A 25,298-nucleotide genomic window follows, 5' to 3' on the forward strand; every position below is an offset into this window, starting at 1 on the left:
ATAAGGCGTATCCAGCGTGTCCCGATTGCCCAGCGGGCCGAGATAGACGCTCTTGTTCATATATTTCGCGGCCGTGCCATCCGCCGCATGACGGCCATGGACGGTCACCGTCTCGCCGTTCGAGCCATCCAGGATGCCGGCGATCGGGGCTGCGGTGGCCGGTGCCTTGGCGGCCTGTGTTCCGGCAACCGGTGCTTTGGTAGCTGCCATCTTGACGGCGGCCTGCCTGCCGGTCTTGCCCTGCTGTGTGGGGGCGGGCGGCGCCGCCAGTGCCGAACTGGCCAGCAGAAGGGCGCCAAACGTTCCGGCGACGAACGACGGCGGAAAATGGTGCATGGGTATGACTCTTTCGAGGATAAAGCGAGCGAACAAAAGCTCCCTCCCCTTGATACCCTGTATGGAATGAAGAGGTCTATATCCGGTCAAATATAGATCTCCATGTGATCGCATAAAGGGATAGGCCGTAGCAAAATAGGTACAGTTTGCGATATCCCACAATGAATCGGGTACATATACGGATGTCCAGAGAGACGACGCGCTCGCCGTGTCACTCCACGCTCGCGCAGCATCCGTCAATCAACAGGCTACCTGCTTCCATGCCAGACAGAGAACTCGAGCAGGAATCGGCTTCGCGGCACGGCTGTTCCAAGCAGCGTCATGCGGAAGGCTTGCACAGCAGGTCCAGGTCATCCTGAAGCCTCGTTTTCAGAACGCTGTCCCAGACTTCCGCTGCGAACTCCTGGGTCGCCGGTTCGCTCAGACGCACCACGCCCACGGCACCGGGTGAAAAGCCTGGCAATCGCCGCATCTTGAGCCGGCCCGGCGACGGCACGCGCAACGGAAAGGATGAAATCGGCAGAATGGTCGCGACTTTTCCCGCCATGACTTCAGCGTGAATCAATTCCAACGAATTCGTCTCAAGACGGATCGTCGGTTCGACCCCGGCGGTCTGAAACCCGACATCGACCAATTGCCGACAGCGCATTTCCTTAATCAGAAGCGCGAGTGGCACTCTGGACGCGGCGTCCCAACTGATGTCTTCTCCATCAGGTAACTGAAAAGCGCCGGATGCTGCCAAAACCTGCTGTTCGGCATACAGGGTGTGTACCTCGAAGGATTTTGCCTGAGGGCACTGATCATAATACATGATTCCAATATCGATCTCCTTGCTGACCAGCTTCTCGATGATCGCTACATTGGGAAGAACATGCACTTCACTTGCGAAATCGCCGCATCTCTCTTGAACGGCCTCCAGCAATAGCGGGACAATATGCACGGCGGTGGGGATGACACCGATCTTGACGATTCCCGCTATCGCCTGCCGCGTGACCGACACCTCATTGCGCAACTCACTGATACCCCTCAGGATGTCATGCGCCCATTTGAGAACGCGCGTACCGTCACCGGTGATCCCGAAGACCTTCTTCTTGCGGTCGATGATGACGACGCCCAGCTCATCCTCGAGCTGACGGATGGCGCGGGAAAGAGCGGGCTGCGACACACCGCACGCCTTGGCCGCTTTCGAGAAGCTTTTATAGCGTTCGATTTCACGCAGATACTGTAGCTGTTTCAAAAACATGTCATGCTCCTCGCGGATGATGGATCGCCCGGTCCGGTGCCCCGGATGTCGTCACATTCCCGGGCAAGAATGCGTTCTCGACGATGCCCAGCAACGCACGTTCCACCTCCGGCGTGGCACGATGATACGATTGAAGATCGGCGAGAACACGGCGCGCCCGTCCGGCCGCCGCCTCCCCCTCGCGCGACCACTGCCGCAGGAAAACGGCGACCCTCGCCGCGGCGGGCCGTGATACGCCATCGCCATGCGAGGCGTCGCGCAACGCGATGATCCAGAGACCAAGGATCATGGCCTGGAGATGGCGTCCCAGATAATGCCTCAGGGTCTCCGCGGGTACGCCCCTGCACGTTCGAACCGAACGGACCATGCTCGCGGCATTTTCATAGAGCCACTGGGAAGCTGGTTGTGAAGCCGACCTGTCCGCCAGATGGCGCAGACGCTTTTGTGTCCACGCGTCGGTCCGGCGCAAATGATGGAAGGCATTGAACGGGAGAATGATGGACAAGATGGTCTTTTCATAGAGTATTGCAGTCAGAAACGACATGGAGCCGTTGAAGAAGGCAATTTCGTCCGTACGCCCGCCATTTTTCGGAGCAATCAGCACCGGAAGGAACATATTGAACGCCATGGCGTGCGTCGCCAGCCCTGCTTCGCGAGCGGCAAGACCGCCGACGAACATCGGGATAAACAACAGGAAGACGAGGCATTCCGGTGCCGTCACGGCAGGCGTGACCAGGAAGACGAACAGGAAGGCGACCACGGTGCTGCACAGCGCACCGGCCAGAAAATCTCTCGCCGCCACAGCGGGTATATCACGTGTCGCAAGCAGCCCGCTGACCAGCGTCAGATAGGAGAAAAAGCTGGGCCCCTCGTTCCAGGCCGTCACCTCCCAGATAAGACCGGCGCCGAGAATGCCGATCGCTGTTCGGAACCCGACTCTGACAGCCTCTTCCGCCTGACGAGGCGAATGCGCCGAAAACCGGAACCGGTCGTCCCGTCTGGGCCACATGATCGCGTCCAGATGATGGCGCGCGCCATGCAGGATGTCCTCTAGATCGGGAAGCATCAAACCGGCGCGCGCTCTGGCCAGGATCACCAGCAGAGCGCTCAGAATGGCGCGCGCATGATCCGCGATCCGCCCGTGACCCGGCCCCAGTTCCAGTACATCGAATTCGATCCGTGCATTCGCGGACATGACCTTTTCGAGAAGGTCGGTTTCCTGTTCGATCGACAGGGAGCGCCCGCAAGAGCCCCTGATGGTGTCCTCCACACCATCCATCAGCCGTTGCAGACGGCCGACGAGCGCCGTGAAGGTGCTGGCCTCCGTGTTGCGGCTCGTTATCGTCGCAACCGCCGTCTCGCAGAGAATGCCGAGCACGATATAGGTTCCACGGGAGATCGAGATTTCGAAGACATTCTGTGGCGCGGAGAATGCGGCCGAGGACACGATCGCACCCGTGAAACTCGCCACGAGAAACGCATAGCGCCGATAACCATCGAAAAAGGTCGCGCAGCCGCTGCAAAGCCCGACCCATAGGGCCATCGAAGGGATCAGGAGCGCGGGCTGTTGAGGAAAGCAGGCCACCGCACAGACGCTGAGGATGCATCCAGCCGCGGTTCCGACCAGCCGCCAGCGGACCTTCGAGAGGGTCTCCCCGCGGGTGGACGTTGCGACTACCCAGACGGTCAGAGGCGCCCATTGCGGACTGTCCAGTTCCATCCACATGGCGATGAGCAACGACAGGAGCGCCGCCACCGAAGTCCGTACGGCAAAGGCCACACTTGCCCAGGAGGGCGCATACAGCCATGCCCATCGCGTGCCCCACGGGCCTATGAAGATGCCCTTGGTCGGCTCCATCATCGCGCAGTCAGACGCTGGCCGCCACAGAAGACGAACTGCCTGTCGTGACGCGCGATCGCGATCAGTGTCTGGTTCATCGTTTCGGCCAGCCGTAAGGCACGGTCGGTGGGTGCCGACACCGCGACCACGGTACTCATGCCCGCACAGATCGTCTTGAGCGCCATTTCATACGAATAGCGGCTGGTCAGCAGGCAGATTCCGTCCTCGGATAGCGTGCCGTCGCGCATGCGCGCGCCGATCAGCTTGTCGAGCGCGTTATGTCGTCCAACGTCCTCCCGGATCAGACAAATGCGACCGTCCGCATTTGCCCAGGCCGCTCCGTGGACCATACGTGTGCGGGCATTCAGCTCCTGCCACAAATCGAGATCATGAAGGGCGCGGCGGATCGCAGCCGGGGCAATCGTCGCCTTGAGCGGAAAAGACGACCGGACCGCAACATCGACAGCCGGTACGTCGTCGCTGCCGCAAATGCCACAGCTCGAATGTCCGGTCTGGGCGCGGGGCCTGCGCCGCAGCAGCATCGAGAGGCGATCGCCGGAGATCGCGACATCGATCGTTGGTCCGTCCTCGCCTTCCGACACCGCGACCGAGCGAATCTGTTGAGCGGTTTCGACGATCCGTTCCGTCAGACAATAGCCGAATGCGAAATCCGCCAGATGGTCCGGCGTCATCATCATCACGCCATATGGAAAAATTCCGTTGAAGACGAGCTTGACCGGCACCTCATCGGCAATGTTCAGATAGGTCTGCTCGTCAGGATGGTCGAGGAGCCTTACCCTCCGTATATGACACAGGGGAGCCATGGGCCGTTCGCTGCCTGCATTGGTCAGGGTCGGCCGGTCCGCATCATCAGCCGACATGGTGACACGCAACCCATTCGGCACATCCACCGACGTAATGCTCACGCTTCCAGACCGGCACGCGGGTCTTGATCTCGTCGATGATATAACGGCAGGCCCTGAAGGCGGCATCGCGATGGGGGGCCGCGACACCGATCCACACGGCAATATCACCAACGGGCAGATAACCCGTCCTGTGCATCGCGCGCGTCGCCGTGATTTCGAAACGCGCCAGCGCCTCGTCAAGAATGGTCTGCCCTTCCGACGATGCCAACGGCGCGAACGCCTGGTACTGGATGCCTGAAACGGCTCGCCCTTCGTTCGTCTGTCGTACCCATCCCTCGAAGGTACAGAATCCGCCCGCTTCGGGTTTCAGGAGTGCTTCACGGAGCGCTGCGATGTCGACCGGGGCATCCGCGATCAGGAACCGGTTCATCCGCCGCTCACCGGTGGGATGAAAACGACATGGTCGCCGTCCCTCAAACCCTGAGTCCACGGGCGGAATGCCGCATTCACGGCAACGCGCATTTGCTCGGGTGGAAGCACGAAGCCGTATGCCGCGCGGAGTTCGTCATAAAGCGCCGCCGCCGTGGCGACGGATGTCTCTCTCGTCTCGGTACGGCGTCCAGCCTGCTCTCCTAACTGCGCAAAATATTCGAGTTCTATTCGTGGCATGTCATCTCCTGACGACGGGCAAGCCTGTTTGCGGCATGCCGCCTCTCCTCGGGGGTGTTGATATTGTCGAGCGCGCCGGGGGCAGGCAGAGACAACAGAGAGGTGACGCCGTCGATCAGCGCCTGACGCGGTCCGACGCTGCCTGCCGCCACCTGATGACGTAACATCTCCAGAGCCTCCGGCGCCCAGATGGTGCAGAACGGCTCCGGCAACCCGTCATACTCACTTCGGTACGCGATGGCCGCGTAACCGTCCCGACGGGCTTGAATCAGCGCCTCAAGCGTCGTCGCATCCAGAAGCGGCAGGTCGCACGCCAGTACCAGCCATGCAACATCGGGATAGTGCTCATGGGCGGCCAACAATCCTGCGGCGGGCCCGAGCGCCTCAGACCTGTCGGCAATTCCGGGATAGGCGCGCCTCAAGACGTCAGCTTTCTGATCTTCCCGCAACGACACGAAACAGCGGGCGACGTAGGCGGCAAGCAGGCCGAATGCACGATCGAGTTGCGGACGGCCCTCATAGACAAGCGCCGCCTTGTCCCGTCCCATGCGGCGGCTGGCGCCTCCCGCCAGGACGAGCCCATAGAGCGGTCTCATGGCACCGCAATCACGGGCATGGTGTCGCCAAAATCGCGCTTTCCCCCGCGCTTGCCGACGAGGCGCACCTCGCGGATTACCATGTCATGGGTCAGGGCCTTGCACATGTCGTAAATGGTCAGCGCCGCAACCGACGCACCGGTCAATGCCTCCATTTCCACGCCAGTCCGCCCCGTGCAGCGCACATGGCAATCGATGATCGCGTCATCGCCATCGATCGTGATATCGACCATGCAGCCCGTCAGTTGCAGGGGATGACAGAGCGGTATTAGTGTCGATGTCGCCTTCACGCCCATGACACCTGCGATCTGAGCGATGGTGAGGACAGCGCCTTTCTGCGTCATGAATGCTGCATCGCGTAATGCCGCTGCCACGTCCGGCGGAAACCGCAGACAGGCCCGTGCATGCGCATGCCGTTCGGTGATCGTCTTGCCCGCGATATCGACCATGCGCGGCGCCTCGCCACTTTCGTCGAGATGGGTCAGGACGGGGATTTTTCCATCCATTTCATCAGCCTCCGATATAATGCATTTCGATCTTCTCTCCCGCGCGCCGATCGTTGAGAGCATCGGCCCGGGATCGCCGTTCTTCACGTTCCTCGCTGTAGCGATCGATGCGGCGATGCCAGATCTGCGCCAGCGCCTGCCGGAGTGCTCCATCGTCGCCAGCGTAGGCGGGATCGCGCAAAATCCCGCGCAGGTCGGTACCTTTCGTGGCGAACAGACACGTGAAGAGCTGCCCTTCCGAGGAAAGACGCGCACGCGAGCAATCTCCGCAGAACGGTGCACTGACCGAGGAGATGAATCCGATCTCCCCCCCGCCATCGACGTAACGGTAGCGCGTGGCCACCTCGCCGGGATAACCAGGCGACACCGGATCAAGGGGCCAGAGGGCATTGATCCGCGTCCTCAACTCTTGCGAGGTCACGACGTCAGCGCGTTCCCAGCCATTGCGATTGCCGACATCCATATATTCGATCAGGCGCACGATAATGCCCGTGTGCCGGAAACGCGCGAGGAGTTCCGTCACGCCGGAGTCGTTCACATCACGCTGGACGACGGTGTTGATTTTCACGCCGCCCGGAAATCCGATCGCGCGCGCTGCCTCGATGCTATCCAGTACCGTCAACAAATCGCCGCGGCCCCCGCTCATCCGGGCGAATACGGCTGGATCGAGACTATCCAGGCTGACGGTTACACGATGCAGGCCGGCTGCATGCAATGCCGGTGCGTGACGCTTCAGCAGCATCCCGTTCGTCGTGAGTGCGATATCCTCGATCCCCGGAATCTGCACAAGCCGTTCCACCAGCTTTGACAGGTCTGGACGAAGCAATGGCTCTCCGCCCGTCAGGCGCAGCTTGGTCACACCCAGCTCCGCCGCCACATGGGCGACGCGTTCAATCTCATTGAAATCCAGCCGCTCACCGGGTGCCAGGAAGCGGAAGCCTTCATGATAGGTCGAGTCCGGCATGCAATAGGGGCAGCGAAAATTGCACCGGTCCATTACCGAGATGCGCAAATCCCGCAAAGGACGTGCGTGCTGGTCCTCAAGGGGTGCGGCGATGGCCGCCGGGGAGTCGTTACCAGCCATGGAACACCACCGGGGTCCCGACCGGCGCGTGGCCTGCACCCGGAGGCAATTCGACGAAACCATCTGCCGTACCGAGGTGGTTGTAGTCGCCCGAGGTCGGAATCGGCGCAGGGGCCGCCGCGATATGTCCAGCGCCTGTCTGGCGAAGCGTAACCGGCAAGAAACGTGTGAGAGCCGGCAGTAACATCGCCTCGGCGGCGAGAATGACCGTGAACCGCTCCGCACGCTTCAGGCCCTGCGCCTCAAGCAAGGCGGGCACGACATACCTTACGCAACAGCACAACGCGGAAACGGGATTGCCCGGCAAGCCGAAGACACGTTGTCCCTTGGGGCCGATTCCAAACCACATCGGACCACCTGGACGTTGTGCGATCCTGTGAAAGATCTTCGTCACGCCCAGACGCTGCATCGCCGCTGGAACATGGTCATATGTCCCCATCGACACGCCGCCAGAGAGGATCAGCACATCATGGCTGACCAGTGCCTCGGAAAGCGCCTGGACTGTGGCATCCAGATCGTCGGCGACCCAACTAATATCGCTGCTTCCAAAACCCCGGGCCGAGAGGGCGCCAGCGATCGCGTGCTCGTTCGAGCGGCGGATTTGCCATTCACGCACCGGGCCGCCAACAGGTACCAATTCGTCGCCCGTCGAAAAAATGGCAATTCGCTGAATCTGTGCGACCTCGACATCCGCGAAGCCATTCCCGGCCAGGATCGCGAGTGCCGGCGCGTTCAGTCGGACACCGGATGTCAGAAGCGTATCGCCTGCCCGACAGTCGACGCCTTTCCGATGGATGAATTGCCCCGGCTCGGGCGTATAACCATCCTCCAATGTGACACCCCCATCGCGCCGCCGGAGACGCTCGATCGGCACAACCATATCCGCACCGATGGGCAGCATGGCGCCGGTCATGGCCTCAAGGCATACCGCCCCCGCCGGAAGCTGCTCGGCCGCCATGCCCGCGCGCTGGATGCCGGCAATATCGAAATGCCGCTCGAGACTGGCGCGCAGGGCGACGCCATCCATTGTCACGCGATCATACGGTGGCTGATCACGCTCCGCACGGATGGTCTGACGGAGAACACGCCCGGCAGCGCGCTCCAGCGCGACCCGTTCCGTGGCGACCTGCCCCATGGCCTCACGGATCATGACTTCGGCTTCATAAGTCTCAAGCATAATGCGATTGCCTGATCCGGCGACCCTTAATGGTCGCTCTCCTGTTCATTAGGTATTCCGTTAGGAGTAAGGACGGCGGTCCCGAGGGCGAAGACCCCGGGGCACACCACTTCCTTGACTCTCCTCCAGTTCAGCCAGCAATCCGGATCGGGGCCGCCGACGCGACACTCGGCACCACCTTGACCGGAATGGCCTTGGCGGCCGGCGTGCCGCTGATCTCGTCATAAAAATCAAGCGGCAGGAGCGGGTTGAGTTCCGGGTAATACCCCGCAATGGCGCCACGCGGCATGGGGTAGTCAAGGATCGTTAGCCCATCGACGTACCGCCGGCGCCCATCCTCGCTATAGGTTTCCAGGCCGATGACCGCTCCGTTCTCCAGCCCCCGTTCCTCACGGTCCTGCTTGTTCATGAAAATGACAAGGCGGTTGTTGTACACGCCGCGATACCGGTCGCTGTTGCTGTAGATCGTGGTGTTGTACTGATCGTGCGAGCGGATCGTCGCCAGACGCAACATCGCTGGATCCTCGATCACGTCATTGACCTCAAGCCCCGGCATGACGAGGAAATTGGCCTTGCCGTTCGGTGTCTGCCAGACCCGGCGTCGCGGCGGAATATCCATGTGGAAGCCGCGCGGATTTTTCATCTTTTCTGAGAAATCAGCATAGATCGCAGGATAGACTTCCGCGATCTTGTCGCGGATCAGCGTGTAATCCTCGATATAGTCCGCCCATGTCGTCTTGGAGTTCGGCAGGGTCGCCATGGCCATCCGGCAGACGATCTCCGTCTCCGGACGCACGTCGGGGCTGACCGGCTCGAACACGCCGCGCGAGGGCGTGACGTTCGCCATCGCGTCCTCAATGGTGACGAACTGTTCACCTTTGGTCGTGCGAATGATTTCGGAGCGGGACACGACCGGCAGGATCAGCGCGTCCTTGCCGTGGACCAGATGTCCGCGATTGAGCTTGGTCGTGACGTTCACCGTCAGGTTCAGTCGCCCCATCGCGGCATAGGAACGCTCGGTATCGGGGATGGCGCGGGCGAAATTGCCGCCCATGCCAAAAAATACCTTCGCGGTACCCTCTTCCATGGCCGCGACCGCTTCGACGACATGATGACCATGCTCACGCGGTGGCTCGAAGCCGAAGACATCACGCACGCGGTCGAGATAGTCCTGGGTGGGTTTTTCGTCGATGCCGACGGTCCGATCGCCCTGCACGTTGGAATGCCCTCGGATCGGCGCGATGCCCGCACCTGGCTTTCCGAAGTTTCCTTTCAGAAGGAGCAGGTTAGCAAGCTGCTGAAGCAGATGAGACCCTTCCTGATGCTGGGTCAGACCCATCCCGTAGCACATGACGGTAGCGTTCGATTTGGCATAGATCCCGGCGATATGACGGATCTGCTCTTCCGAAACGCCCGAAATGCGCGTGATATCCGCCCAGGACGCGCTCATGACGTCCGCGCGCACCGCCTCCATGCCGACGGTGTGCTCGGCGATGAACGCCTTGTCCAGCACATCCTCACCACGATCCTCGGCCTCGAACAGGGCGCGCATCATGCCCTTGAAAATGGCGAGATCGCCGCCGATCCGGACATGCACGAATTCGCTGGAAATCGCCGTCGAACCGAACGTCCCCATCTGCAGAATGTCCTGCGGCTCCGTGAAGCGGATCAGCGCGCGTTCGGGCATCGGATTGATCAACACGACCGGAACGCCGCGCTTCCGCGCCTCGACCAGATTGGTCATCATGCGCGGCGAATTCGTGCCGGTGTTCTGACCGATGACGAAAATCGCCTCGGCATGCTCGAAGTCAGCCATGACGATCGTGCCCTTGCCAATCCCGATGGACGGCGGGAGCCCGCGCGACGTCGGTTCATGGCACATGTTCGAACAGTCGGGGAAGTTATTGGTGCCGAATTCGCGTACGAAGATGGAATAGAGGAACGCTGTTTCGTTGGCAGTTCTTCCGGACGTATAGAACTCCGCCTGATGGGGGCTGTCGAGCGCCTGGAGGTGCCTGCCAATCAGCGCGAACGCATCGTCCCACGCGACCGGAACGTATTTATCGGTTGCCGCATCGTAGCGCATGGGCTCGGTCAGGCGTCCCTGCATCTCCAGCCAGTAATCGCTGCGCTCCATCAGTTCCGTGACGGTATGCTGGGCGAAAAATTCCCGCGTGACGCGCGCCTTGGTCACTTCATGGGCCAGCGCCTTAGCGCCGTTCTCGCAGAATTCGAGCGTCTTGCGATGATCGGGGTCGGGGAAAGCACAGCTCGGGCATTTGAAGCCGCCGGGCTGGTTCATGGCGAGCAGGCCACGCGATCCCTTGACCAGGACGCTCTGTTCCATGAGGACCTTGGCCGTCGCGTTCGCGGCTCCCCAGCCCCCTGCCGGGTGATGATAGGGCTTGAACTCGGATTCTTTCTCTTTGCTCATGATCTCAACCCTCCCCTTGAAGGATGCCGAACTCTTTCAACGCCGGCACAAAGTTCTCGTTTTCATGCTTTGACCTTGCCAGCTTGATCAACGCGAAGCGCTTGAGCGGTGCCAACGCGGCCCATTGCTCCGGCGTGGGCGGCGGAACACCGTCCGTCTGTGACTGCGTCAGCACTGCTTCAGGCATACGATCCGCCTCGCGCCAGTCTTCCAGCCGTTGGGTGGCCAGAAAGCGGACGGGCTCATCTGTCCGAGTTGCGATCAGGTCCTGAACGAGGGCATGATAGGTATCCTGTTCCGCTTTCGTATCGCACGGCATGTCCACCAGCATGCCCCGCTCGTCACGTGACACGCGGCTCCACTGGCGAAGCGTCATCTTGATTCCAACGATATCAAGCTTTTGCCGCGCAATCATCGGAATACAGCGCAAGGAGCCGGCGAAATCGCGCTCGAATTCAAAAATCATAGGGTTTTCAGACATTGTGTCTGCCCTTTCGATCGTCATGAGAGATGCTGTTCTCATCTCGGCACCAGAAGATGGAGAAGAGAGGCTGCAACGAAGAACGCGGCGGTACTGGCCGCCCATATGCCGGCAAGCCAGCCGAACCGGACGCTCCAGCGACGGGGCGCATGCGACCCGTCGCCCCTTACGACTTCAATGATAGCCATCGGCTTCCGACACTTTCCCGCGAAACACGCGATAGGAGTAGATCGTGTAGGTCAGGATGATCGGCAGGAGGATGGCGGTTCCAACGAGCTGGAAGAACTGGCTCGACGGCGGCGACGACACATCCCACAGGCTCAGGGTCGGCGGCACGGCATACGGCCAGATTGTAATGCCGAGGCCCGAGAGGCAAAGGAAAAACCACCCGAGCGCGCACAGAAACGGCACACGCGAATGGCCCTTCCGCAAGCTCGCCGCCAGCAGCAGACCCAACGCGACCACGAGAACCGGCACAGGAGCCACGAACACGATGTTCGGCCACTCCGTCCAGCGGCGCAGATAAGGCGCATGCAGCAGCGGCGTCCAGAAACTGACGGCGGCGATGCAGGCGAAGAGCCCCACGGCCAGCCGGCTTGCCCAGCGACGGCACGACGCCTCCAGAACGCCGGTCGTCCGCCACACCAGCCACGTCGCCCCAAGCAAGGCATAACCGCACATCACGGACAGTCCGCACAGGATGGTAAATGGCGTTAGCCAGTCGAGCGACCCGCCCGAAAAGGCGCCATCGCTGACTTTAACCCCCTGGATCACGCCGCCCAGGATCGCGCCCTGGCAGAATGCGGCAACCGCTGAGCCGATCATGAAACCAAGATCCCACTGGCCCGCACGGGGCGTTCCTTTAGTCATCACGCGAAACTCGAACGCGACTCCGCGAAAGATCAGGGCGACCAGCATGAGCACGATCGGCAGATAGAAGGCGGGCAGCAGCGTAGCATAAGCACCCGGGAAAACCCCGTAGAGCACGGCCCCGCCCAGAACCATCCACGTCTCGTTGCCATCCCAGACTGGCGCGATCGTGCTGATCATGACATTGCGCCGTGTCTCGTCCCGTTCAAGCATGAACAGCATACCGATTCCGAGATCGAACCCGTCGAGAATGACATAGATCGTGATCGCCGCGATCAGGATGACGGCCCAGACGATCGGCAGCCAGTGTGCAAAATCCATCATCCCTCAGGCACCTTTCGCGGCAGAGGCATCGACGAGCGCGGGATGGGCCCGTGTTGCCAGGATATCGGATGCGTGTGACGGATCAGCATCGTGCTCGCCTTCCTCCGGTTCACGGCCCAGCATCTGAACGAGAATGCCAAGACCCGCACCGAAGACGAGAACGTAGACGATGACGAACACAGTCATCGACACCACCATGCTCGACAGGGAGATTGGTGAAACGCTATCGGCCGTCCGCAGAAGGCCATAAACGGTCCATGGCTGGCGACCGACCTCGGTGGTTACCCAGCCACAAAGCAGGGCCAGGAAACCGGCCGGCGCCATGCACAGTGCCACGCGATGGAAGGACGGGCTGAGGAACAACGTGCTATTCCTCCGGTGCCACAGCGACCAGAGCCCGACCAGCATCATGAGGACACCCAAACCCACCATGATGCGGAACGAGAAGAAGATGACCGGAGAGGGTGGCCGCTGGTCGCGAGGAAAATCCTTCATCCCCGGTACTTTGCCGTCCAGGCTGTGGGTGAGAATCAGCGAGCCCAACAACGGAACCCCGACGGCATAATCCGTGTGTTCGGTCTTCATGTTCGGAATACCGAACAGCAGTTCCGGCGCACGCCCTTCGCTGTTCCAGTCGCCTTCCATGGCCGCCAGCTTGGCGGGCTGGTATTTCAGTGTGTTCAGTCCGTGGGCGTCACCCGCCAGGATCTGGATCGGCGCCACAATTGCCGCCATCCACATCGCCATCGAGAACATGACACGCACGGGTTCACTGGAAATTTTTCCCTGCCGGCGCGCCTTTAGCAGATGCCATGCGCCAGTCGCGCCAACCGCGAAGGCAACCGAGAGGAAGGCCGCCAGCCCCATATGCACCAGGCGGAACGGAAAGGACGGATTAAAGATGATAGCCAACCAGTCATCGGGCAGGAACTGACCATTCGCGGGATCAATCCGATAGCCGCGCGGCGTCTGCATCCAGGAATTCGACGCCAGAATCCAGGTCATGGAGATCAACGTGCCGACCGACACGCAGCAGGTCGCAGCGAAATGCAGTCCCCGCCCAACCTTGTTCATGCCGAACAGCATGACACCGAGAAAGCCCGCTTCAAGAAAGAAGGCGGTCATGACCTCGTAGGAAAGCAGGACACCCGTGATCGGCCCTGCCTTCTTTGAAAAGACCGACCAGTTCGTGCCGAATTCGTAGGCCATCACCAGGCCGGACACGACCCCCATGCCGAAGACGATCGAGAACGCCTTGATCCAGTATCGGTAGAGGTCGAGGAAGACGTGTCGTCCCGTTGCCAGCCACAGTCCCTCAAGAACAGCCAGATACGCCGCCAAGCCGATCGAAAAGGCCGGAAAGATGATATGGACGCCCACAGTAAAGGCGAACTGAAACCGCGCCAGGATAAACGCTAGATCATGAGCATTCTGCATCGATACCTTCCAAATCCCCTCGTCGACATCTTACGCATACGTCTGTTATTTTTGACATTATGTGCCCGTGCGGATAACCGGAATTGGACATCGATTACTAAACGGGTATCGCACGACATATCGATACCGACGTAAGATTATTCCGGCACGATCGTCCAATACTTTCTCGCTATATTGTTATGCGCGACGGTTATATAGAAACAAGAATTCCATTCTGCCTGATTATAGGCTACCGTTGCAATGGTATGCCGCCCTGCGCGCCTCCCGACGTTGCTGTGCATGCTAAACTAACCTGGGAATCGGCAAGGAGCTTCCGATCATTGGTCACGCCACAACCCGTCGATGCCAAGTTGACGCGAGCTGCTGTCTTCCTGGTTGTTACCCTGAACGACGGCAATAATGCCGCGATCGGGGCGCAGGTCCGGGACCTGCTGGGCGATATGTCATCGCTTCTGCGGGGCGTCGGCTTTCGTATTCCCGATGGTCACCTAAGTTGCGTGACCGGTATCGGTTCGGATGCCTGGGACCTGCTTTTCGCCGCGCCGCGCCCGAAGGATCTTCATCCGTTCATGGAAATTCGCGGCGTGCATCATGCCCCCGCCACACCGGCCGATCTTCTCTTCCATATCCGCGCCACACGCATGGATCTGTGCTTCGAGCTTGCGGCCACAATCGTCGCTCGGCTCGAAGGAGCTGGGACGGTGATCGACGAAGTGCATGGATTCAAATATTTTGACGAACGCGATCTGCTTGGATTCGTGGACGGGACGGAAAACCCTTCAGGCCAGGCCGCGATCGACGCCACGATCGTCGGTGACGAAGACCCCGAATTCGCTGGCGGCAGCTATGTCATCATTCAGAAATACCTGCATGACCTGAAAAAATGGAACGCCATGCCGGTCGAAACGCAGGAAGACGTCATCGGACGACACAAGCTTTCCGATATCGAGCAGCGCGATTCCGCCAAAAAGAGCTATGCGCACAATGTCCTGACGAACATTGAAGAAAATGGCGAGCAGCTTCAGATTGTCCGTGACAACATGCCTTTTGGCCAAGTCGGCAAGGGGGAATTCGGGACGTATTTCATCGGCTATGCGCGGTCCCCGACCCGAACAGAACAGATGCTGCAGAATATGTTCGTAGGCAAACCGCCGGGCAATTACGACCGCATCCTGGATGTCAGCACGGCCATCACTGGCGCGCTCTTCTTCATCCCGGCGGCGGACTTTCTCGACAGCGTACCTGACCTGGCGCCTCCCGGATCGTCTGGAGAAAACGCGTCCGGGAATCCGGCGCCCGAAACACGCGCCCCGGCTCGCCGCGCTGACGACATGTCTCTGGGCATCGGCTCACTGAAAGAGGAACGTTAACATGACCAATCTCCATCGCCATCTCGCGCCGATTTCCAACGCTGCATGGGAGCAGATCGACGAGGAAGCTGCACGCACCATCCGGCGCCATCTGGCCGGGCGGCGCATCGTCGATACCTCCGAACCGAAAGGGCTGTCGCTCGCCGGAATTGGTACCGGTCGCGGCGGCGCGATCCAGGCGCCGGATAGCGGCGTTCGCGCCATCAGGCGCGAGGTTCGTCCGGTTGTGGAACTACGCGTGCCGTTCACCCTGTCGCGCGAAGAAATCGACGCCGTGGACCGCGGCTCTCAGGATTCGGATTGGCAGCCAGTGAAGGATGCGGCCATGAAGATCGCATTCGCCGAGGACCGCGCCATCTTCGAAGGTTACGCGGCTGCTGGCATTCAGGGTATCCGCGAGGCGACCTCCAATGCCCATCTTAGGCTTCCGACGTCCGTTCAGGACTATCCGCGCGTCATCGCCGAAGCGCTCAACGAGCTCCGGCTTGCGGGCGTGAACGGTCATTATTCGGTCGTGCTCGGCGCGCAAGCTTATCTGGCCGTGAGCAGCGGCGATGACGAAGGGTATCCCGTCCGCAAGCACATCGAAAGCCTGATCGATGGCAAGCTCATCTGGGCTCCGGCCATCGAAGGCGCGTTCGTGGTCTCGATACGCGGTGGCGATCTGGCGCTCGATATCGGACAGGATTTTTCGATCGGTTATCTGAGCCATACCGCGGATCAGGTCGAATTGTATCTGCAGGAGAGCTTCGTCTTCCGTGTTCTCACCACCGAGGCGACCGTGGCGATCGACACCGCACCCAAGGCAACAGCACCGACGACCTGAGGCTGACGCGCCGAAGCAGCGCCACCGGGATATCAGTATCAGTTTTCTAGGAGTTCAGAAGAATCAGATATGTCTCACGATCCCGTTCCCCATGTCGCCAGCTCTCTCCGGGACCTTGGGCCCAAGGCCATGCGTTCGCCAAAGCTCCTGACCAAAGAGGAAATCACCCGAATCGCCGACCACGTTCTAAAAGGTGGTGAGCACGCCACCGAGCTTGAAAAGGAAATCGCCAAGAAAGCGACACATAATCCCGAAGGGGTGGTAGCAGAAGAACTGGCCATGCTTGGAAAAAAGATCCTGAAAGACAAGTAGAAACTCGTCTCCAGTAGGCCGTTCCGGTATTTTATTGAACGGAGAGAGATCATGTCAGCCTACAATATTCTGAGAAATGCTATCAAACAGGAGAAGGCGGTCGCCTTCACGTTTCACGAGACGCGATGGACCGGCTCTCCTCATGCTCTGGGAAAGGGCGATAACGTGGCGAAGGTTCTGATGTATCGCGGCGTCGACGCCCATGAAAAAGGCGTCCCGCCACAGGGTCACTGGAGTTGCCTCGCCGTTTCCGACCTCGATGACGTCGATCTCCTTGCCGATGAACCATTTCATAAGGGGCATCCGGACGCTAAAGTGAGAGCAGAAATCCGCGAAGTCGATATCGAATTATAAGGTTTCCATTTTCGGGTCATCGGCGTCAACTATTCCGCGGTCGTTAACCCGTTCATCGGACACTCTTGAAAAGAGGCTGAATATGGACAATCCATTCGAGGACTCACCGCAAAAGCAAGCACGCATTCTTGCCAAGGCGAAGGAATTGTGGGAGGCGGACGGCAAGCCTGTCTGTGGCCCCGCCGCCTACAAGGAACAGGCCTCCGATTTGATCGGCATGGAATGCAATCCGGATGCTGGTCAGATTCCCGTCAAATCGCCGGTGCCCATCGGGCCGAATGGTCAACCTGTCGAGCCGACCTGGCTGGAGGAGAATCTTGGCAATCCGGGCGGCAGCATGAACGAACTGGACGACAAGCAGGAGGTTCCATTCGCCACCCGACAGCAGGAGGAGAAATACTTCAAGGATAACGAGTGAATTCGATAATCGGCAACCTTTCTTTGACTGCGTCTCCAATGCAGGAAACAAACGTCATGATTCCCATATTTCTCGACAAGGACACGAATCCTCCTGCTCCGCACGAAGATGGCTGGTATATTTTCGACGGCTCGAACATTCGTGACGCTGGCCCCTTTACCAGCGAGGAACAGGCCTCCCTTTGGATCGACGATCAGGAACCCGACCCCGATGCCGGCGGTCCATCACCTTTCTGAAGTCTATCCGCCGACCTGGGCTACTCTGCTTTTTTCTAACATCTTGACGACGCTGTCTATCAGAGAAAAATCGCGCCTTCTGATCGCGCCTTCTGATCGCGCCTTCTGATCGCGCCTTCTGATCGCGCAGACTCGAGCGTAAGATTGCGCCATTCATGGAATGCACGACAAAAGGAATTCCTCTCGGTGTAGACGATTAAACGCGCGATCGCCTCAGTGATCTCTGGCGATAGTCCGAACCGCGAAGCCGCCTCGCTCACCGACGTCCCCAGCATTTCGAACCGGGCCGTCGTTCCTTGGCGTAGCTTCGTGTCCATGGTCATCAAACCGTTCCTTTCATGAGGGAATGCCTGGCGTCTGTCGCGACAAGGCGCCAGAGGAAGGATGACCCCTTCGCGCTTCAGCCGTCATTCTACACTGAGCACGATCTTGCCCTGGATGTGCCCTTGGGCTGCGCGCTCATGCGCCTTGCTAGCCTCGGCAAGCGGATAGGTGCTGTCCAGGACGACGCGGATCGTCCCGTCATTGAGCAAGCGTCCGACTTCCCTCAACTGAGTCCCGCTTGAACGGACCTGGGTTGCCGAGACCGTGACGCCCAGCTTCTCGGCGTCCTCAGCACCGGAGAAGCCCAAGGGGAATACCGGGAACAATGCACCGCCTCGCTTGAGTGTGCGCAAGAAGCGGCCGGTTTTCGGCCCGCCAACTGAGTCGATGACGAGATCGACGTCATGTGCGACCTCTTCAGGAGGCTTTTTGGTGTAATCAATGAATTCGTCAGCTCCGAGATCTCGCAGCAGCAATTCATGCTTGCCCGACGCCACGGCGATGACGCGCGCCCCCTTCAGCTTCGCGAGTTGCACCGCGAAGTGCCCCACGCCGCCTGCGGCGCCGTTCACGAGGACGGTCTTGCCCTCGAGCGGCACTGGCTCATGCATGTTCGGCTGAAGCGGGTTCGGTTCATTATGTCCCAACTCGATCAGAAACTGCCACGCGGTGAGCAGCGACATCGGCGCTCCGGCAGCATGTGCGTGATCGATGCCAGTTGGCTTGAACGCGACTTCCGACGCTGGCACGCTGACGTACTCAGCATAAGCCCTGCTATCCCCGGCAAGGCCGCTGGGAAAGCGAACCATCGAATACACTTCGTCTCCGACGGAGAAGCCCGCAACATCCTCGGCGACCTCCACGACAACACCCGAGATGTCTGTTCCGAGAATGACCGGGAACGACACAAGCGGCTGCCACTCGGGCGGAAGCATCTTATATCCGTCGCGCAGGTACCAGTCGGGGGGATTGAGGCCGACTGCGTGCACGCGAACGAGCACTTCACCCGCCTTCAGTTCGGGTTTAGGCGCATCTTCGTAGACCAGCACCTCGGGGCCACCGAACTTGTGCAGCCGGACCGCCTTCATCGCATCGCTCATTAGCAACCTCCATGAGAACACATCAGTACTCCAACGCTCCTATATTCCATCATTATGAGGTTGATAATTGGAGCCATCGTCGCTTCAATAATGCCATGAAGGAACAAATGGCTCTGGAGCGGCTGACCGGCTTGATTGCTTTCGCGCGTGCTGGCTCGATGGGAAGCTACACCGCCGCAGCCCATTCCCTATCGATCTCGCCCTCGGCCATCAGCAAGAGCGTACAGCGGCTCGAGCGGCATCTGGGGATTTCGCTCTTTACCCGCACGACCCGCTCGCTGACGCTCACGCCGGAGGGTCGCGAGTTGCATGAGCGCGCGCTCAGACTGCTGCGCGACGCGGAAGAAATCGAGCAGGCCGCGATGGCGGCCCGTGCCGAGCCGTCGGGCACCTTGCGAATAGCAGCGCCGCTGCCGATCGGCGTCCATGTGATAGCGCCCGCGCTGCCGGCGTTCCGCAAGCTCCACCCAAAGGTGATGGTCGATCTGCGTCTGAACGACCAGTTCGTAGATATCGTCGAGGAAGGGATCGACGTCGCGGTGCGCATCGGCGACCTCGCAGACTCCCGACTGTTGTCGCGCAGTTTCGATCCGCATCGGATCTGCTGCTTCGCATCGCCAGACTACCTGGCAGCACGAGGCACTCCGATGCATCCGGACGAGCTAAAGGGGCACGACACCGTCAGCCTCCGCTATCAGAGCACGGGTCAAGTCTTGCGCTGGCCCTTCCGGATTGGCGGCCGAGTGATCGAGGTCGTGCCACCGTCCGGCGTCGTCGTCGACGTGAGCGACGCGCTCATTGCGACGCTCGCGGCCGGCAGCGGTATCGGGATCAGCGCCACCTTTATCGCGGCGCCCTATGTGGCCCGCGGCGAACTGGTCCCAGTGCTTACCGAATTCGCTGTCGAGCGGCACAATATCACAGTGCTCTGGCCGGAAAGCCGCCGCGCCAACCCTGCCGTGCGCGCCTTCTTGACCCTGCTGCAGGACGTTTTGCAGAATGGGATGACGGCCAAGGCGCGCTTGTCGGTGTAACGGTGCGCAGAACCTCAACCGTAGGAGGGATTCGAACCTTTATGTCGAAGTAGCCTTGCCGCCATAAATCGCGGCTCTCCATCCCAACTGGAGGTCGACAACATTTGTACCGGTGTGTCTGGTGAATGATATCCGTCCAAGAGTGCGTAACGACTCCACGCAACACCCTTGATCGAGGCCGGAAGCTACACGCCCCCCGCGCGCGCGGTGCGTTCGCGGACCTCACCAACCTCGGCCCCACCCAGCGGGGGAAAATGGTCATCACGGTAGCGATGATAGCGGCAGACAAAACTATTTTGGGAAGCCGGCTGCTACAGCTCTTCCGCTATAAGCCACGAACTTATCGCTTCAACGACTTCGCTCTTACGTTCGAGCGGTAGCCAATGGCCGGCGGGCAAATTCGCCAACGAGAGATTCTGGCAGGCGCGCCGCATGGGCTCTCCAAGGCGGCTGCGGTTGATGTCGCAGATCGCGTCCCAGTCGCCGTTGATGAACAGCACGGGCCGCCCCAGGCGGCCGCCATCGGGGGCCGCGTTCATGTAGCCGATGTTGGCGGCGTCGTTCAGGTACCAGGCGTTGGCCGGGCGGAAGCCGCGCGGGCGGAAGGCATCCACCAACGCATCGAAGTCGGCAGGCGGCCAGAGCGCCGGATCGGGCGCCATCGGCGGCGCTCGATGTGCCGAACCGTAGCGGCCGCCATTGAGCGTCAACAGGGCAGACGGTGAGATCTGGCCCGTCGACGCGGGGTTTCCAGGCCGATAGAGCGACGCCAGGGTCGCAGGAATGTCCGCGTCCATGTCGCCGACCGTCTGGTCGAAGTGGGTCAGATAGAAGCGGTAATAGTCCCATTGTCCGTCCGGATAGCGGTTGGCGGGATAGAGATCGCGGTCGATCAGCGGCAGCAGGCTCGGCAGTGCGAAGCCCTCGGGGAAATACGGGACCGAGATCAGCACCACGCCGCGACAGCGCGCCCCATGATGCGCCGCCAGCGCCCCGGCCACGGGGCAGCCCCAGTCATGGCCGACCCAGATGGCCGGGCGTGCCCCCAGATGGTCGTGGAGCGCCACCATGTCGTCGACGAGTTCGTTCAGGGCATAGGCCTCGGTGGTGATCGGCGCCGACGAGCCGCCGTAGCCCCGCATGTCGGGCGCGACGCAGCGCCAGCCCTCGGACGCGAAGGCGTCGATCTGCGCGCGCCACATCAGGCCGATCTGGGGCCAGCCGTGCAGGAAGACCATCAACGGCCCGTCGGCAGGCCCGGCTTCCCAGTAGTGCGTCGTGTGGCGGGGCGAGCGGAACGTGCGGGCGATGAGCGTCATCATCGATACTCCGGTTTTCGCTGTCGCCATCGTCATCTTCTTTCGAGCAATATTGCCGGCCTGGGTCGATCAGTGGCTCGCCAACAGGAGGCGGGCGACGTCGGCGGACGCATCGATTTGCGGCCAATGCCCGGCCTCGAGGATGTGAAGGGTGGCGTTCCTGGCGTTGGACCGCATGTATTCGGCGACGCTGGCATGCAGATAGGGATCGCATTTCCCCCAGATGAGCAGAAGCGGGACGTCGGAACGCCGGAACTCAAGCAGGCGAGCCGTATTGGCGGCGACTTCGTCCGTCAGTCGATAGGTCATTTGCGCGAAGGCCGGAGCGGCGCTCGGCTGCTGCCGGAAATTGCCGTCGATGATCGGCCCGAGGAAATCCGTGTAGCGGGCCTTCTGAGGCTCGGTCAGGCCCGCCTGCATCTGGTCGCGTTGAAAGCCGAGCAGCCAGGCGAACTGTTGCGGACTTGCCAGGAAATGCCGGGTCAGCGCTTGCAGGCCCTTGTTGGAAAAGAGCTCGATGAACTCGGGAACGCGCAGGCCGGGCGCGTCGCCGTAGAAGGCGTTCATCAGGCAGACCGCAGCCGTCCGCTCCGGATGCTGGAGCGCGAAATTGACCGCGGCGGGGCCGCCCGCGTCATGGCCGACCGGAATCAGCCTGTCGAGGGCTAAGGTCTCGACGACCGCTTCCAGGTCGCCGAGCTGCTGTTCGAAGCTGTAATGCGCGCCCTGCGGCTTGTCGGACGCGCCGAAACCCAGGAAGTCGACCGCCACGGTGCGGCGGCCAGCCGCCACCAAATGCGGAATCAGGTCGTCGTAGATGTGCGAATTGTCCGGAAACCCGTGCAATACCACGAATGCCGGTCCGTTGCCCGGAAAGTCGCGCACGGAGAGGCTGCCGCGATCGCGCTGAACGCGATGTGCGGTGAAGGCAGGCAGGGCGGTGCTTGGAGAATCGATCATCGTCTGGTCCCTGGCCGTAAGACAACGGTTGTTCGATCGGGGTGCCGCGGCTAGGCGGGCTTGACAGTGCGGAGGAACTTTACGAGCTGGTCGCTGACCAGGTCGGCGGCTTCGTGCTGGACCCAGTGGCCGACAGTGTCGAGTTCGAGGCCGCCCACGAGGCCGGGCAAGCCGGCGCGCATCTGGTCGATGGTCAGCGGATAGAGTTCTTTCAGCCCGTCCGCCTTGCCCCAGATGAAAAACGAGGGCTGCGTGATCTTGGTGCCTTTGAAGGCGGCGGACAGATCGAAATACGGCTCGGCGGCGCGATAGTAGTTCAGGCCACCATGGAAGCCGGTGCGCTGAAATTCCGCAATATTGTGCTGGACGTATTCCGGCTCCGCCCAGGACGGCAGCGGCCCTGGAGCCGGACGATGAAGGCTGCGTGCCGGATCCAGCGGACTCCATTGTTTGCCGGCGGCGGCGGAGCCCGATGCCCAATACAGAATGCCCGGAATGGTGACCGCGGCATCAGCCCAGATCTGATCGGCCTCCGGCCTGATCTGTTCGAACATGTAGAAATCGTCCTGATGGCCCGACTTCCGCATGCGCTCGAAGACGCTGACATCGCCGCGCGGAACATAAGGCACGCTCAGGCAGAACACCGCCGTGAACCGATCGGGACGCATCAGCGCGGCGTTCCACGCGTGGGTGGCTCCCCAGTAATGGCCGACCAGGACCGCGCTTGGGATCTTCAGGGCATCGAGCATGCCGATAAGGTCGCCGGCCGTGTGCAGCGGCGTATACAGGCCTGCGTCCGCGGGGGCCGAGCTGCGCCCATAGCCACGCATGTCCGGCGCGATCGCATGATAACCGGCGGACGCGACGGCTTTCATCTGCCGCCGCCACGTATAGGACGTATCCGGAAACCCGTGACAGAACAGGACGGACGGCCCTTGCCCCTGCTCGGTGACATGCAGGGTAATGCCATTCGTCCTGAGGTCGTATTCGTTGAGGCCGACGTCCTCCTCGGCATTATCCGCTCTAGCCATTCGACCCTCCAACAGGCCTGCCGCAGCGACAGTGCCAGCCACAAGCAATGTGCGGCGAGAGAGCCCGAAGTTCGTGCCCGGATTGTTCCCATTGCCGCCCATGACACTGACCTTGTTCCTATCCCGCAGAGCATTGCTCTCCTGCAAAACAGAGAATGGTGACTACCGATCCTGAGCATAATCTCGTAAAGTTGGAAGGCGCCCTTCCATTTTCCGGAAACCTCAGATGGATCGCCTGGACTCGATGTCGATGCTCGTGACCGTCGCCGAGGCAGGCAGCCTATCGGCCGCCGCCCGACGGCTTGGCACGCCGCTCACCACCGTCAGCCGCAAGATTTCGGATCTGGAAGCCCATCTGAAGACCCGGTTGCTGATACGCTCGAGCCGAAGGATGACGCTGACGGATGCCGGCAGATCCTATGTCGCCGCCTGCAAACGGATCCTGGAGGAAGTGGCCGAAGCGGAGCGCATCGCGACAGGGGAATATACGGTGCCCAAGGGCGAGCTCAGCATCACGGCGCCCATCGTGCTCGGTCGCTTGTATCTGGTACCGGTGCTCTCTGACTTTCTTCAGGCCTATCCGGATATCGATGTCCGTCTGACCCTCGTCGACCGATTGGTCAATCTGTCCGAGGAAGGGATCGATGTCGCCCTTCGCGTCGGGGACCTGCCGGATAGCGCTCTGATCGCCGCGCGGATTGGCACGATCCACCGCGTCTTCGCTGCCAGCCCAAGCTATCTCCAGATTCGAGGCGCGCCGCAAAAACCGGCGGATCTTCTGGTACATGACTGCGTGGGCGTGCAGGGCTTCACCGGGCAAAGTTTCTGGAGCCTTGCCGAGGACACCGAGATTCCGGTTCGTTATCGCCTTACCGTCAATTCGACCGACGCTGCCTGCGAGGCCGCTAAAAAGGGCCTCGGGATCATCTCGGTCTTCTCGCACCATGTCGCATCGGCCTTTCTGGATGGAACCTTGGTTCCCGTGCTGCCGGACTTCGAGCGACGCACACTTCCCGTAAGCCTGGTGCGCACGTCGGACGGGTATCTGCCGCTGAAGCTGCGCGCCTTCCTCGACTTCGTCACCCCGCGCCTGAAAGCCTCCCTGTCGGCGGATCGTGACGGATTTCTAGCGATCCTGGGAAAAGGCTGACCTCGCCGTCCGCGCCCAAATCGGCCCTGCGCGCAATCGGCCTAGACCGCGCACTCAACTTGCGAGAACCTCGGTGATTGGGAACGGCTCCGCCGGACACTTCAGGTCGAACGGAGGCGGCAATCGACTAGGTTTTAGGATAAGTGATGGGGAGCGTAGCGCAGCATGCTGCAGAGTGGTTGCGGGGCCGCGATACCGACCGCCGCGATCTCGACACCCTGCGCGAGGCGATCCGGCTTGGCGATGAGAGCGGATCGAGCATCCGCGCCGAGACTGTGTTCGCCGAGTTGCGGGATGCGATCGCCCGCCGCCGCGCGCAGGGATGAAGCGGCTCGCCTTGGCGGGATCGGTGTGGCAAATTATGCCATTATCTGCCATCGTGCGAACGCAGGGAGATATGACAATGGCTTCCATGAATGTATCCGTGCCGGACCCGATGCGCGACTGGGTGCAACGCCGTATCGACAGCGGGCAATATGCCAGTGTGAGCGATTATGTGCGTGACCTGATCCGGCGTGACCAGACGCAGGCCGAGGAAAGGCAGGCGCTGGTCGAGGCCCTGGTCCAGGGCGAACGGAGTGGTGTGAGCAAACGCACGATCCCCGACATCCTCGCCTCCATGAAGACGGCCCCCGACGCGACGGATGGCTAGATACACGCTTTCTAGCGAAGCGGATTCCGACATTCAGGCCATTATCACGCTTTCGATCCGGAGTTGGGGGTGGGTGCGCGCTGAGCGCTATATCCGCGACCTGCACGCAGCCTTCGAGACGCTGGCGGCCTATCCCGACATGGGAGCCGATATCGGCGATCTGCGGCCCGGCTATTTCCGCTTCGTCCATGACAGCCACGCCGTGTTCTATCGGAAGACGGATGACGGGATTTTCGTCGTTCGTGTCCTGCATCAGCGTCAGGAGCCGAAACACTACCTCTGATCGCGCGGAGTGGGGAATCGCTGCGCCGGTTGGCTGTGTGACGGGTGGCCAGGCATCATCGGCACG

At 60.9% G+C, this 25,298-nt stretch carries 30 protein-coding genes and 1 pseudogene; 11 read left to right on the plus strand and 20 right to left on the minus strand.

Annotation, left to right across the window (positions count from 1 at the left end; translation table 11 throughout):
- The 15 genes and pseudogenes from HLH28_RS11610 to HLH28_RS11680 all read right to left on the minus strand — a co-directional run.
- A pseudogene (locus HLH28_RS11610) lies at nt 1-336 on the minus strand (TonB-dependent siderophore receptor); the annotation flags it as partial.
- Between the two features lie 319 nt (nt 337-655).
- A complete protein-coding gene (locus HLH28_RS11615) occupies nt 656-1,579 on the minus strand; it encodes a LysR family transcriptional regulator (protein ID WP_182959290.1) in 924 nt (307 codons plus the stop codon).
- 1 nt (nt 1,580) lies between these two features.
- Nucleotides 1,581-3,440 (minus strand): FUSC family protein, encoded by a 1,860-nt coding sequence (locus tag HLH28_RS11620; RefSeq protein ID WP_182959292.1) that lies wholly within the window; start codon nt 3,438-3,440, stop codon nt 1,581-1,583.
- Nucleotides 3,437-4,243 carry a formate dehydrogenase accessory sulfurtransferase FdhD gene (gene fdhD, locus HLH28_RS11625; RefSeq protein WP_182959573.1) on the minus strand — a complete coding sequence of 269 codons (807 nt, stop codon included), beginning with the start codon at nt 4,241-4,243 and terminating at the stop codon, nt 3,437-3,439. The genes HLH28_RS11620 and fdhD overlap by 4 nt, the downstream gene beginning before the upstream one ends.
- Before the next feature lie 46 nt (nt 4,244-4,289).
- Nucleotides 4,290-4,715 (minus strand): molybdenum cofactor biosynthesis protein MoaE, encoded by a 426-nt coding sequence (locus tag HLH28_RS11630; RefSeq protein WP_182959294.1) that lies wholly within the window; start codon nt 4,713-4,715, stop codon nt 4,290-4,292.
- Complete coding sequence (locus tag HLH28_RS11635) at nt 4,712-4,954, minus strand: MoaD/ThiS family protein (RefSeq protein WP_182959296.1); 243 nt, start codon at nt 4,952-4,954, stop codon at nt 4,712-4,714. The genes HLH28_RS11630 and HLH28_RS11635 overlap by 4 nt, the downstream gene beginning before the upstream one ends.
- A complete protein-coding gene (locus HLH28_RS11640; RefSeq protein ID WP_246396049.1) occupies nt 4,942-5,502 on the minus strand; it encodes an NTP transferase domain-containing protein in 561 nt (186 codons plus the stop codon). The genes HLH28_RS11635 and HLH28_RS11640 overlap by 13 nt, the downstream gene beginning before the upstream one ends.
- Before the next feature lie 44 nt (nt 5,503-5,546).
- Nucleotides 5,547-6,044 (minus strand): cyclic pyranopterin monophosphate synthase MoaC, encoded by a 498-nt coding sequence (moaC, locus tag HLH28_RS11645; protein WP_182959575.1) that lies wholly within the window; start codon nt 6,042-6,044, stop codon nt 5,547-5,549.
- Nucleotides 6,045-6,060: 16 nt separating this feature from the next.
- A complete protein-coding gene (gene moaA, locus HLH28_RS11650) occupies nt 6,061-7,140 on the minus strand; it encodes a GTP 3',8-cyclase MoaA (protein WP_182959300.1) in 1,080 nt (359 codons plus the stop codon).
- Complete coding sequence (locus HLH28_RS11655; protein WP_182959302.1) at nt 7,130-8,317, minus strand: molybdopterin molybdotransferase MoeA; 1,188 nt, start codon at nt 8,315-8,317, stop codon at nt 7,130-7,132. The genes moaA and HLH28_RS11655 overlap by 11 nt, the downstream gene beginning before the upstream one ends.
- A 130-nt stretch (nt 8,318-8,447) precedes the next feature.
- Nucleotides 8,448-10,751: an FdhF/YdeP family oxidoreductase gene (locus HLH28_RS11660; RefSeq protein WP_182959304.1), complete on the minus strand. Its 2,304-nt coding sequence runs from the start codon at nt 10,749-10,751 to the stop codon at nt 8,448-8,450.
- 4 nt (nt 10,752-10,755) lie between these two features.
- Complete coding sequence (locus HLH28_RS11665) at nt 10,756-11,217, minus strand: nitrate reductase associated protein (protein WP_182959577.1); 462 nt, start codon at nt 11,215-11,217, stop codon at nt 10,756-10,758.
- Between the two features lie 53 nt (nt 11,218-11,270).
- Entirely contained in the window at nt 11,271-11,420 is a 150-nt protein-coding gene (locus tag HLH28_RS11670) for a DUF2474 domain-containing protein (RefSeq protein WP_182959306.1), read from the minus strand.
- Nucleotides 11,407-12,426, minus strand: a complete 1,020-nt coding sequence (gene cydB, locus HLH28_RS11675; RefSeq protein WP_182959308.1) for a cytochrome d ubiquinol oxidase subunit II — start codon at nt 12,424-12,426, stop codon at nt 11,407-11,409. The genes HLH28_RS11670 and cydB overlap by 14 nt, the downstream gene beginning before the upstream one ends.
- Nucleotides 12,427-12,429: 3 nt before the next feature.
- Nucleotides 12,430-13,863 carry a cytochrome ubiquinol oxidase subunit I gene (locus HLH28_RS11680; RefSeq protein ID WP_182959310.1) on the minus strand — a complete coding sequence of 478 codons (1,434 nt, stop codon included), beginning with the start codon at nt 13,861-13,863 and terminating at the stop codon, nt 12,430-12,432.
- A gap of 320 nt (nt 13,864-14,183) precedes the next feature.
- Here HLH28_RS11680 and HLH28_RS11685 point away from each other — a divergent pair, with 320 nt between their 5' ends.
- The 6 genes from HLH28_RS11685 (at nt 14,184) to HLH28_RS11710 (ending at nt 17,379) form a co-directional block, all read left to right on the plus strand.
- Complete coding sequence (locus HLH28_RS11685) at nt 14,184-15,233, plus strand: Dyp-type peroxidase (protein WP_182959312.1); 1,050 nt, start codon at nt 14,184-14,186, stop codon at nt 15,231-15,233.
- A 1-nt stretch (nt 15,234) separates the two neighbouring features.
- On the plus strand, nt 15,235-16,059 hold the full coding sequence (locus tag HLH28_RS11690) for a family 1 encapsulin nanocompartment shell protein (RefSeq protein ID WP_182959314.1): 825 nt from the start codon (nt 15,235-15,237) through the stop codon (nt 16,057-16,059).
- A gap of 69 nt (nt 16,060-16,128) precedes the next feature.
- Nucleotides 16,129-16,371 (plus strand): hypothetical protein, encoded by a 243-nt coding sequence (locus tag HLH28_RS11695; RefSeq protein ID WP_182959316.1) that lies wholly within the window; start codon nt 16,129-16,131, stop codon nt 16,369-16,371.
- 51 nt (nt 16,372-16,422) lie between these two features.
- Nucleotides 16,423-16,725: a hypothetical protein gene (locus tag HLH28_RS11700; protein ID WP_182959319.1), complete on the plus strand. Its 303-nt coding sequence runs from the start codon at nt 16,423-16,425 to the stop codon at nt 16,723-16,725.
- 82 nt (nt 16,726-16,807) lie between these two features.
- Nucleotides 16,808-17,143, plus strand: a complete 336-nt coding sequence (locus HLH28_RS11705; protein WP_182959321.1) for a hypothetical protein — start codon at nt 16,808-16,810, stop codon at nt 17,141-17,143.
- Nucleotides 17,144-17,199: 56 nt separating this feature from the next.
- A complete protein-coding gene (locus HLH28_RS11710; protein WP_182959323.1) occupies nt 17,200-17,379 on the plus strand; it encodes a hypothetical protein in 180 nt (59 codons plus the stop codon).
- Nucleotides 17,380-17,438: 59 nt separating this feature from the next.
- Here the strand turns inward: HLH28_RS11710 and HLH28_RS11715 are convergent, their stop codons facing one another.
- Both HLH28_RS11715 and HLH28_RS11720 read right to left on the minus strand, forming a co-directional pair.
- Nucleotides 17,439-17,702: a hypothetical protein gene (locus HLH28_RS11715; RefSeq protein ID WP_182959325.1), complete on the minus strand. Its 264-nt coding sequence runs from the start codon at nt 17,700-17,702 to the stop codon at nt 17,439-17,441.
- Nucleotides 17,703-17,786: 84 nt separating this feature from the next.
- The gene (locus HLH28_RS11720; protein ID WP_182959327.1) at nt 17,787-18,803 is read right to left on the minus strand and encodes an NADP-dependent oxidoreductase; all 1,017 of its coding nucleotides are present in this window, start codon (nt 18,801-18,803) and stop codon (nt 17,787-17,789) included.
- A 95-nt stretch (nt 18,804-18,898) separates the two neighbouring features.
- Between HLH28_RS11720 and HLH28_RS11725 the strand changes: the two genes are divergently transcribed.
- The gene (locus tag HLH28_RS11725) at nt 18,899-19,837 is read left to right on the plus strand and encodes a LysR substrate-binding domain-containing protein (protein WP_182959329.1); all 939 of its coding nucleotides are present in this window, start codon (nt 18,899-18,901) and stop codon (nt 19,835-19,837) included.
- A gap of 311 nt (nt 19,838-20,148) precedes the next feature.
- Here the strand turns inward: HLH28_RS11725 and HLH28_RS11730 are convergent, their stop codons facing one another.
- From HLH28_RS11730 to HLH28_RS11740, 3 genes are all read right to left on the minus strand, one after another.
- The gene (locus HLH28_RS11730; protein ID WP_182959331.1) at nt 20,149-21,159 is read right to left on the minus strand and encodes an alpha/beta fold hydrolase; all 1,011 of its coding nucleotides are present in this window, start codon (nt 21,157-21,159) and stop codon (nt 20,149-20,151) included.
- A 66-nt stretch (nt 21,160-21,225) separates the two neighbouring features.
- Nucleotides 21,226-22,116, minus strand: a complete 891-nt coding sequence (locus HLH28_RS11735) for an alpha/beta fold hydrolase (RefSeq protein WP_182959333.1) — start codon at nt 22,114-22,116, stop codon at nt 21,226-21,228.
- 50 nt (nt 22,117-22,166) lie between these two features.
- Nucleotides 22,167-23,249 (minus strand): alpha/beta fold hydrolase, encoded by a 1,083-nt coding sequence (locus HLH28_RS11740; RefSeq protein ID WP_220790063.1) that lies wholly within the window; start codon nt 23,247-23,249, stop codon nt 22,167-22,169.
- 124 nt (nt 23,250-23,373) lie between these two features.
- Here HLH28_RS11740 and HLH28_RS11745 point away from each other — a divergent pair, with 124 nt between their 5' ends.
- The 4 genes from HLH28_RS11745 (at nt 23,374) to HLH28_RS11760 (ending at nt 25,232) form a co-directional block, all read left to right on the plus strand.
- On the plus strand, nt 23,374-24,297 hold the full coding sequence (locus HLH28_RS11745; RefSeq protein WP_182959335.1) for a LysR family transcriptional regulator: 924 nt from the start codon (nt 23,374-23,376) through the stop codon (nt 24,295-24,297).
- Between the two features lie 146 nt (nt 24,298-24,443).
- Nucleotides 24,444-24,623, plus strand: a complete 180-nt coding sequence (locus tag HLH28_RS11750; RefSeq protein ID WP_246396051.1) for a hypothetical protein — start codon at nt 24,444-24,446, stop codon at nt 24,621-24,623.
- Nucleotides 24,624-24,700: 77 nt separating this feature from the next.
- Complete coding sequence (locus HLH28_RS11755) at nt 24,701-24,949, plus strand: type II toxin-antitoxin system ParD family antitoxin (protein WP_182959337.1); 249 nt, start codon at nt 24,701-24,703, stop codon at nt 24,947-24,949.
- Nucleotides 24,942-25,232 (plus strand): type II toxin-antitoxin system RelE/ParE family toxin, encoded by a 291-nt coding sequence (locus HLH28_RS11760; protein ID WP_182959339.1) that lies wholly within the window; start codon nt 24,942-24,944, stop codon nt 25,230-25,232. The genes HLH28_RS11755 and HLH28_RS11760 overlap by 8 nt, the downstream gene beginning before the upstream one ends.
- Nucleotides 25,233-25,298 lie beyond the last annotated feature (66 nt).

It is taken from the genome of Gluconacetobacter tumulisoli, from assembly GCF_014174155.1.
Lineage (GTDB): Bacteria > Pseudomonadota > Alphaproteobacteria > Acetobacterales > Acetobacteraceae > Gluconacetobacter > Gluconacetobacter tumulisoli.

Excerpts from the sequence above, each read along its gene's own strand:
- HLH28_RS11615 (WP_182959290.1), bottom strand. The coding sequence starts at position 1,579 with ATGTTTTTGAAACAGCTACAGTATCTGCGTGAAATCGAACGCTATAAA.
- HLH28_RS11620 (WP_182959292.1), bottom strand. The coding sequence starts at position 3,440 with ATGATGGAGCCGACCAAGGGCATCTTCATAGGCCCGTGGGGCACGCGA.
- fdhD (WP_182959573.1), bottom strand. The coding sequence starts at position 4,243 with ATGGCTCCCCTGTGTCATATACGGAGGGTAAGGCTCCTCGACCATCCT.
- HLH28_RS11630 (WP_182959294.1), bottom strand. The coding sequence starts at position 4,715 with ATGAACCGGTTCCTGATCGCGGATGCCCCGGTCGACATCGCAGCGCTC.
- HLH28_RS11635 (WP_182959296.1), bottom strand. The coding sequence starts at position 4,954 with ATGCCACGAATAGAACTCGAATATTTTGCGCAGTTAGGAGAGCAGGCT.
- HLH28_RS11640 (WP_246396049.1), bottom strand. The coding sequence starts at position 5,502 with ATGGGACGGGACAAGGCGGCGCTTGTCTATGAGGGCCGTCCGCAACTC.
- moaA (WP_182959300.1), bottom strand. The coding sequence starts at position 7,140 with ATGGCTGGTAACGACTCCCCGGCGGCCATCGCCGCACCCCTTGAGGAC.
- HLH28_RS11655 (WP_182959302.1), bottom strand. The coding sequence starts at position 8,317 with ATGCTTGAGACTTATGAAGCCGAAGTCATGATCCGTGAGGCCATGGGG.
- HLH28_RS11660 (WP_182959304.1), bottom strand. The coding sequence starts at position 10,751 with ATGAGCAAAGAGAAAGAATCCGAGTTCAAGCCCTATCATCACCCGGCA.
- HLH28_RS11665 (WP_182959577.1), bottom strand. The coding sequence starts at position 11,217 with ATGATTTTTGAATTCGAGCGCGATTTCGCCGGCTCCTTGCGCTGTATT.
- HLH28_RS11670 (WP_182959306.1), bottom strand. The coding sequence starts at position 11,420 with ATGGCTATCATTGAAGTCGTAAGGGGCGACGGGTCGCATGCGCCCCGT.
- cydB (WP_182959308.1), bottom strand. The coding sequence starts at position 12,426 with ATGATGGATTTTGCACACTGGCTGCCGATCGTCTGGGCCGTCATCCTG.
- HLH28_RS11680 (WP_182959310.1), bottom strand. The coding sequence starts at position 13,863 with ATGCAGAATGCTCATGATCTAGCGTTTATCCTGGCGCGGTTTCAGTTC.
- HLH28_RS11690 (WP_182959314.1), top strand. The coding sequence starts at position 15,235 with ATGACCAATCTCCATCGCCATCTCGCGCCGATTTCCAACGCTGCATGG.
- HLH28_RS11695 (WP_182959316.1), top strand. The coding sequence starts at position 16,129 with ATGTCTCACGATCCCGTTCCCCATGTCGCCAGCTCTCTCCGGGACCTT.
- HLH28_RS11700 (WP_182959319.1), top strand. The coding sequence starts at position 16,423 with ATGTCAGCCTACAATATTCTGAGAAATGCTATCAAACAGGAGAAGGCG.
- HLH28_RS11705 (WP_182959321.1), top strand. The coding sequence starts at position 16,808 with ATGGACAATCCATTCGAGGACTCACCGCAAAAGCAAGCACGCATTCTT.
- HLH28_RS11710 (WP_182959323.1), top strand. The coding sequence starts at position 17,200 with ATGATTCCCATATTTCTCGACAAGGACACGAATCCTCCTGCTCCGCAC.
- HLH28_RS11715 (WP_182959325.1), bottom strand. The coding sequence starts at position 17,702 with ATGACCATGGACACGAAGCTACGCCAAGGAACGACGGCCCGGTTCGAA.
- HLH28_RS11720 (WP_182959327.1), bottom strand. The coding sequence starts at position 18,803 with ATGAGCGATGCGATGAAGGCGGTCCGGCTGCACAAGTTCGGTGGCCCC.
- HLH28_RS11725 (WP_182959329.1), top strand. The coding sequence starts at position 18,899 with ATGAAGGAACAAATGGCTCTGGAGCGGCTGACCGGCTTGATTGCTTTC.
- HLH28_RS11730 (WP_182959331.1), bottom strand. The coding sequence starts at position 21,159 with ATGATGACGCTCATCGCCCGCACGTTCCGCTCGCCCCGCCACACGACG.
- HLH28_RS11735 (WP_182959333.1), bottom strand. The coding sequence starts at position 22,116 with ATGATCGATTCTCCAAGCACCGCCCTGCCTGCCTTCACCGCACATCGC.
- HLH28_RS11740 (WP_220790063.1), bottom strand. The coding sequence starts at position 23,249 with ATGGGCGGCAATGGGAACAATCCGGGCACGAACTTCGGGCTCTCTCGC.
- HLH28_RS11745 (WP_182959335.1), top strand. The coding sequence starts at position 23,374 with ATGGATCGCCTGGACTCGATGTCGATGCTCGTGACCGTCGCCGAGGCA.
- HLH28_RS11750 (WP_246396051.1), top strand. The coding sequence starts at position 24,444 with ATGGGGAGCGTAGCGCAGCATGCTGCAGAGTGGTTGCGGGGCCGCGAT.
- HLH28_RS11755 (WP_182959337.1), top strand. The coding sequence starts at position 24,701 with ATGGCTTCCATGAATGTATCCGTGCCGGACCCGATGCGCGACTGGGTG.
- HLH28_RS11760 (WP_182959339.1), top strand. The coding sequence starts at position 24,942 with ATGGCTAGATACACGCTTTCTAGCGAAGCGGATTCCGACATTCAGGCC.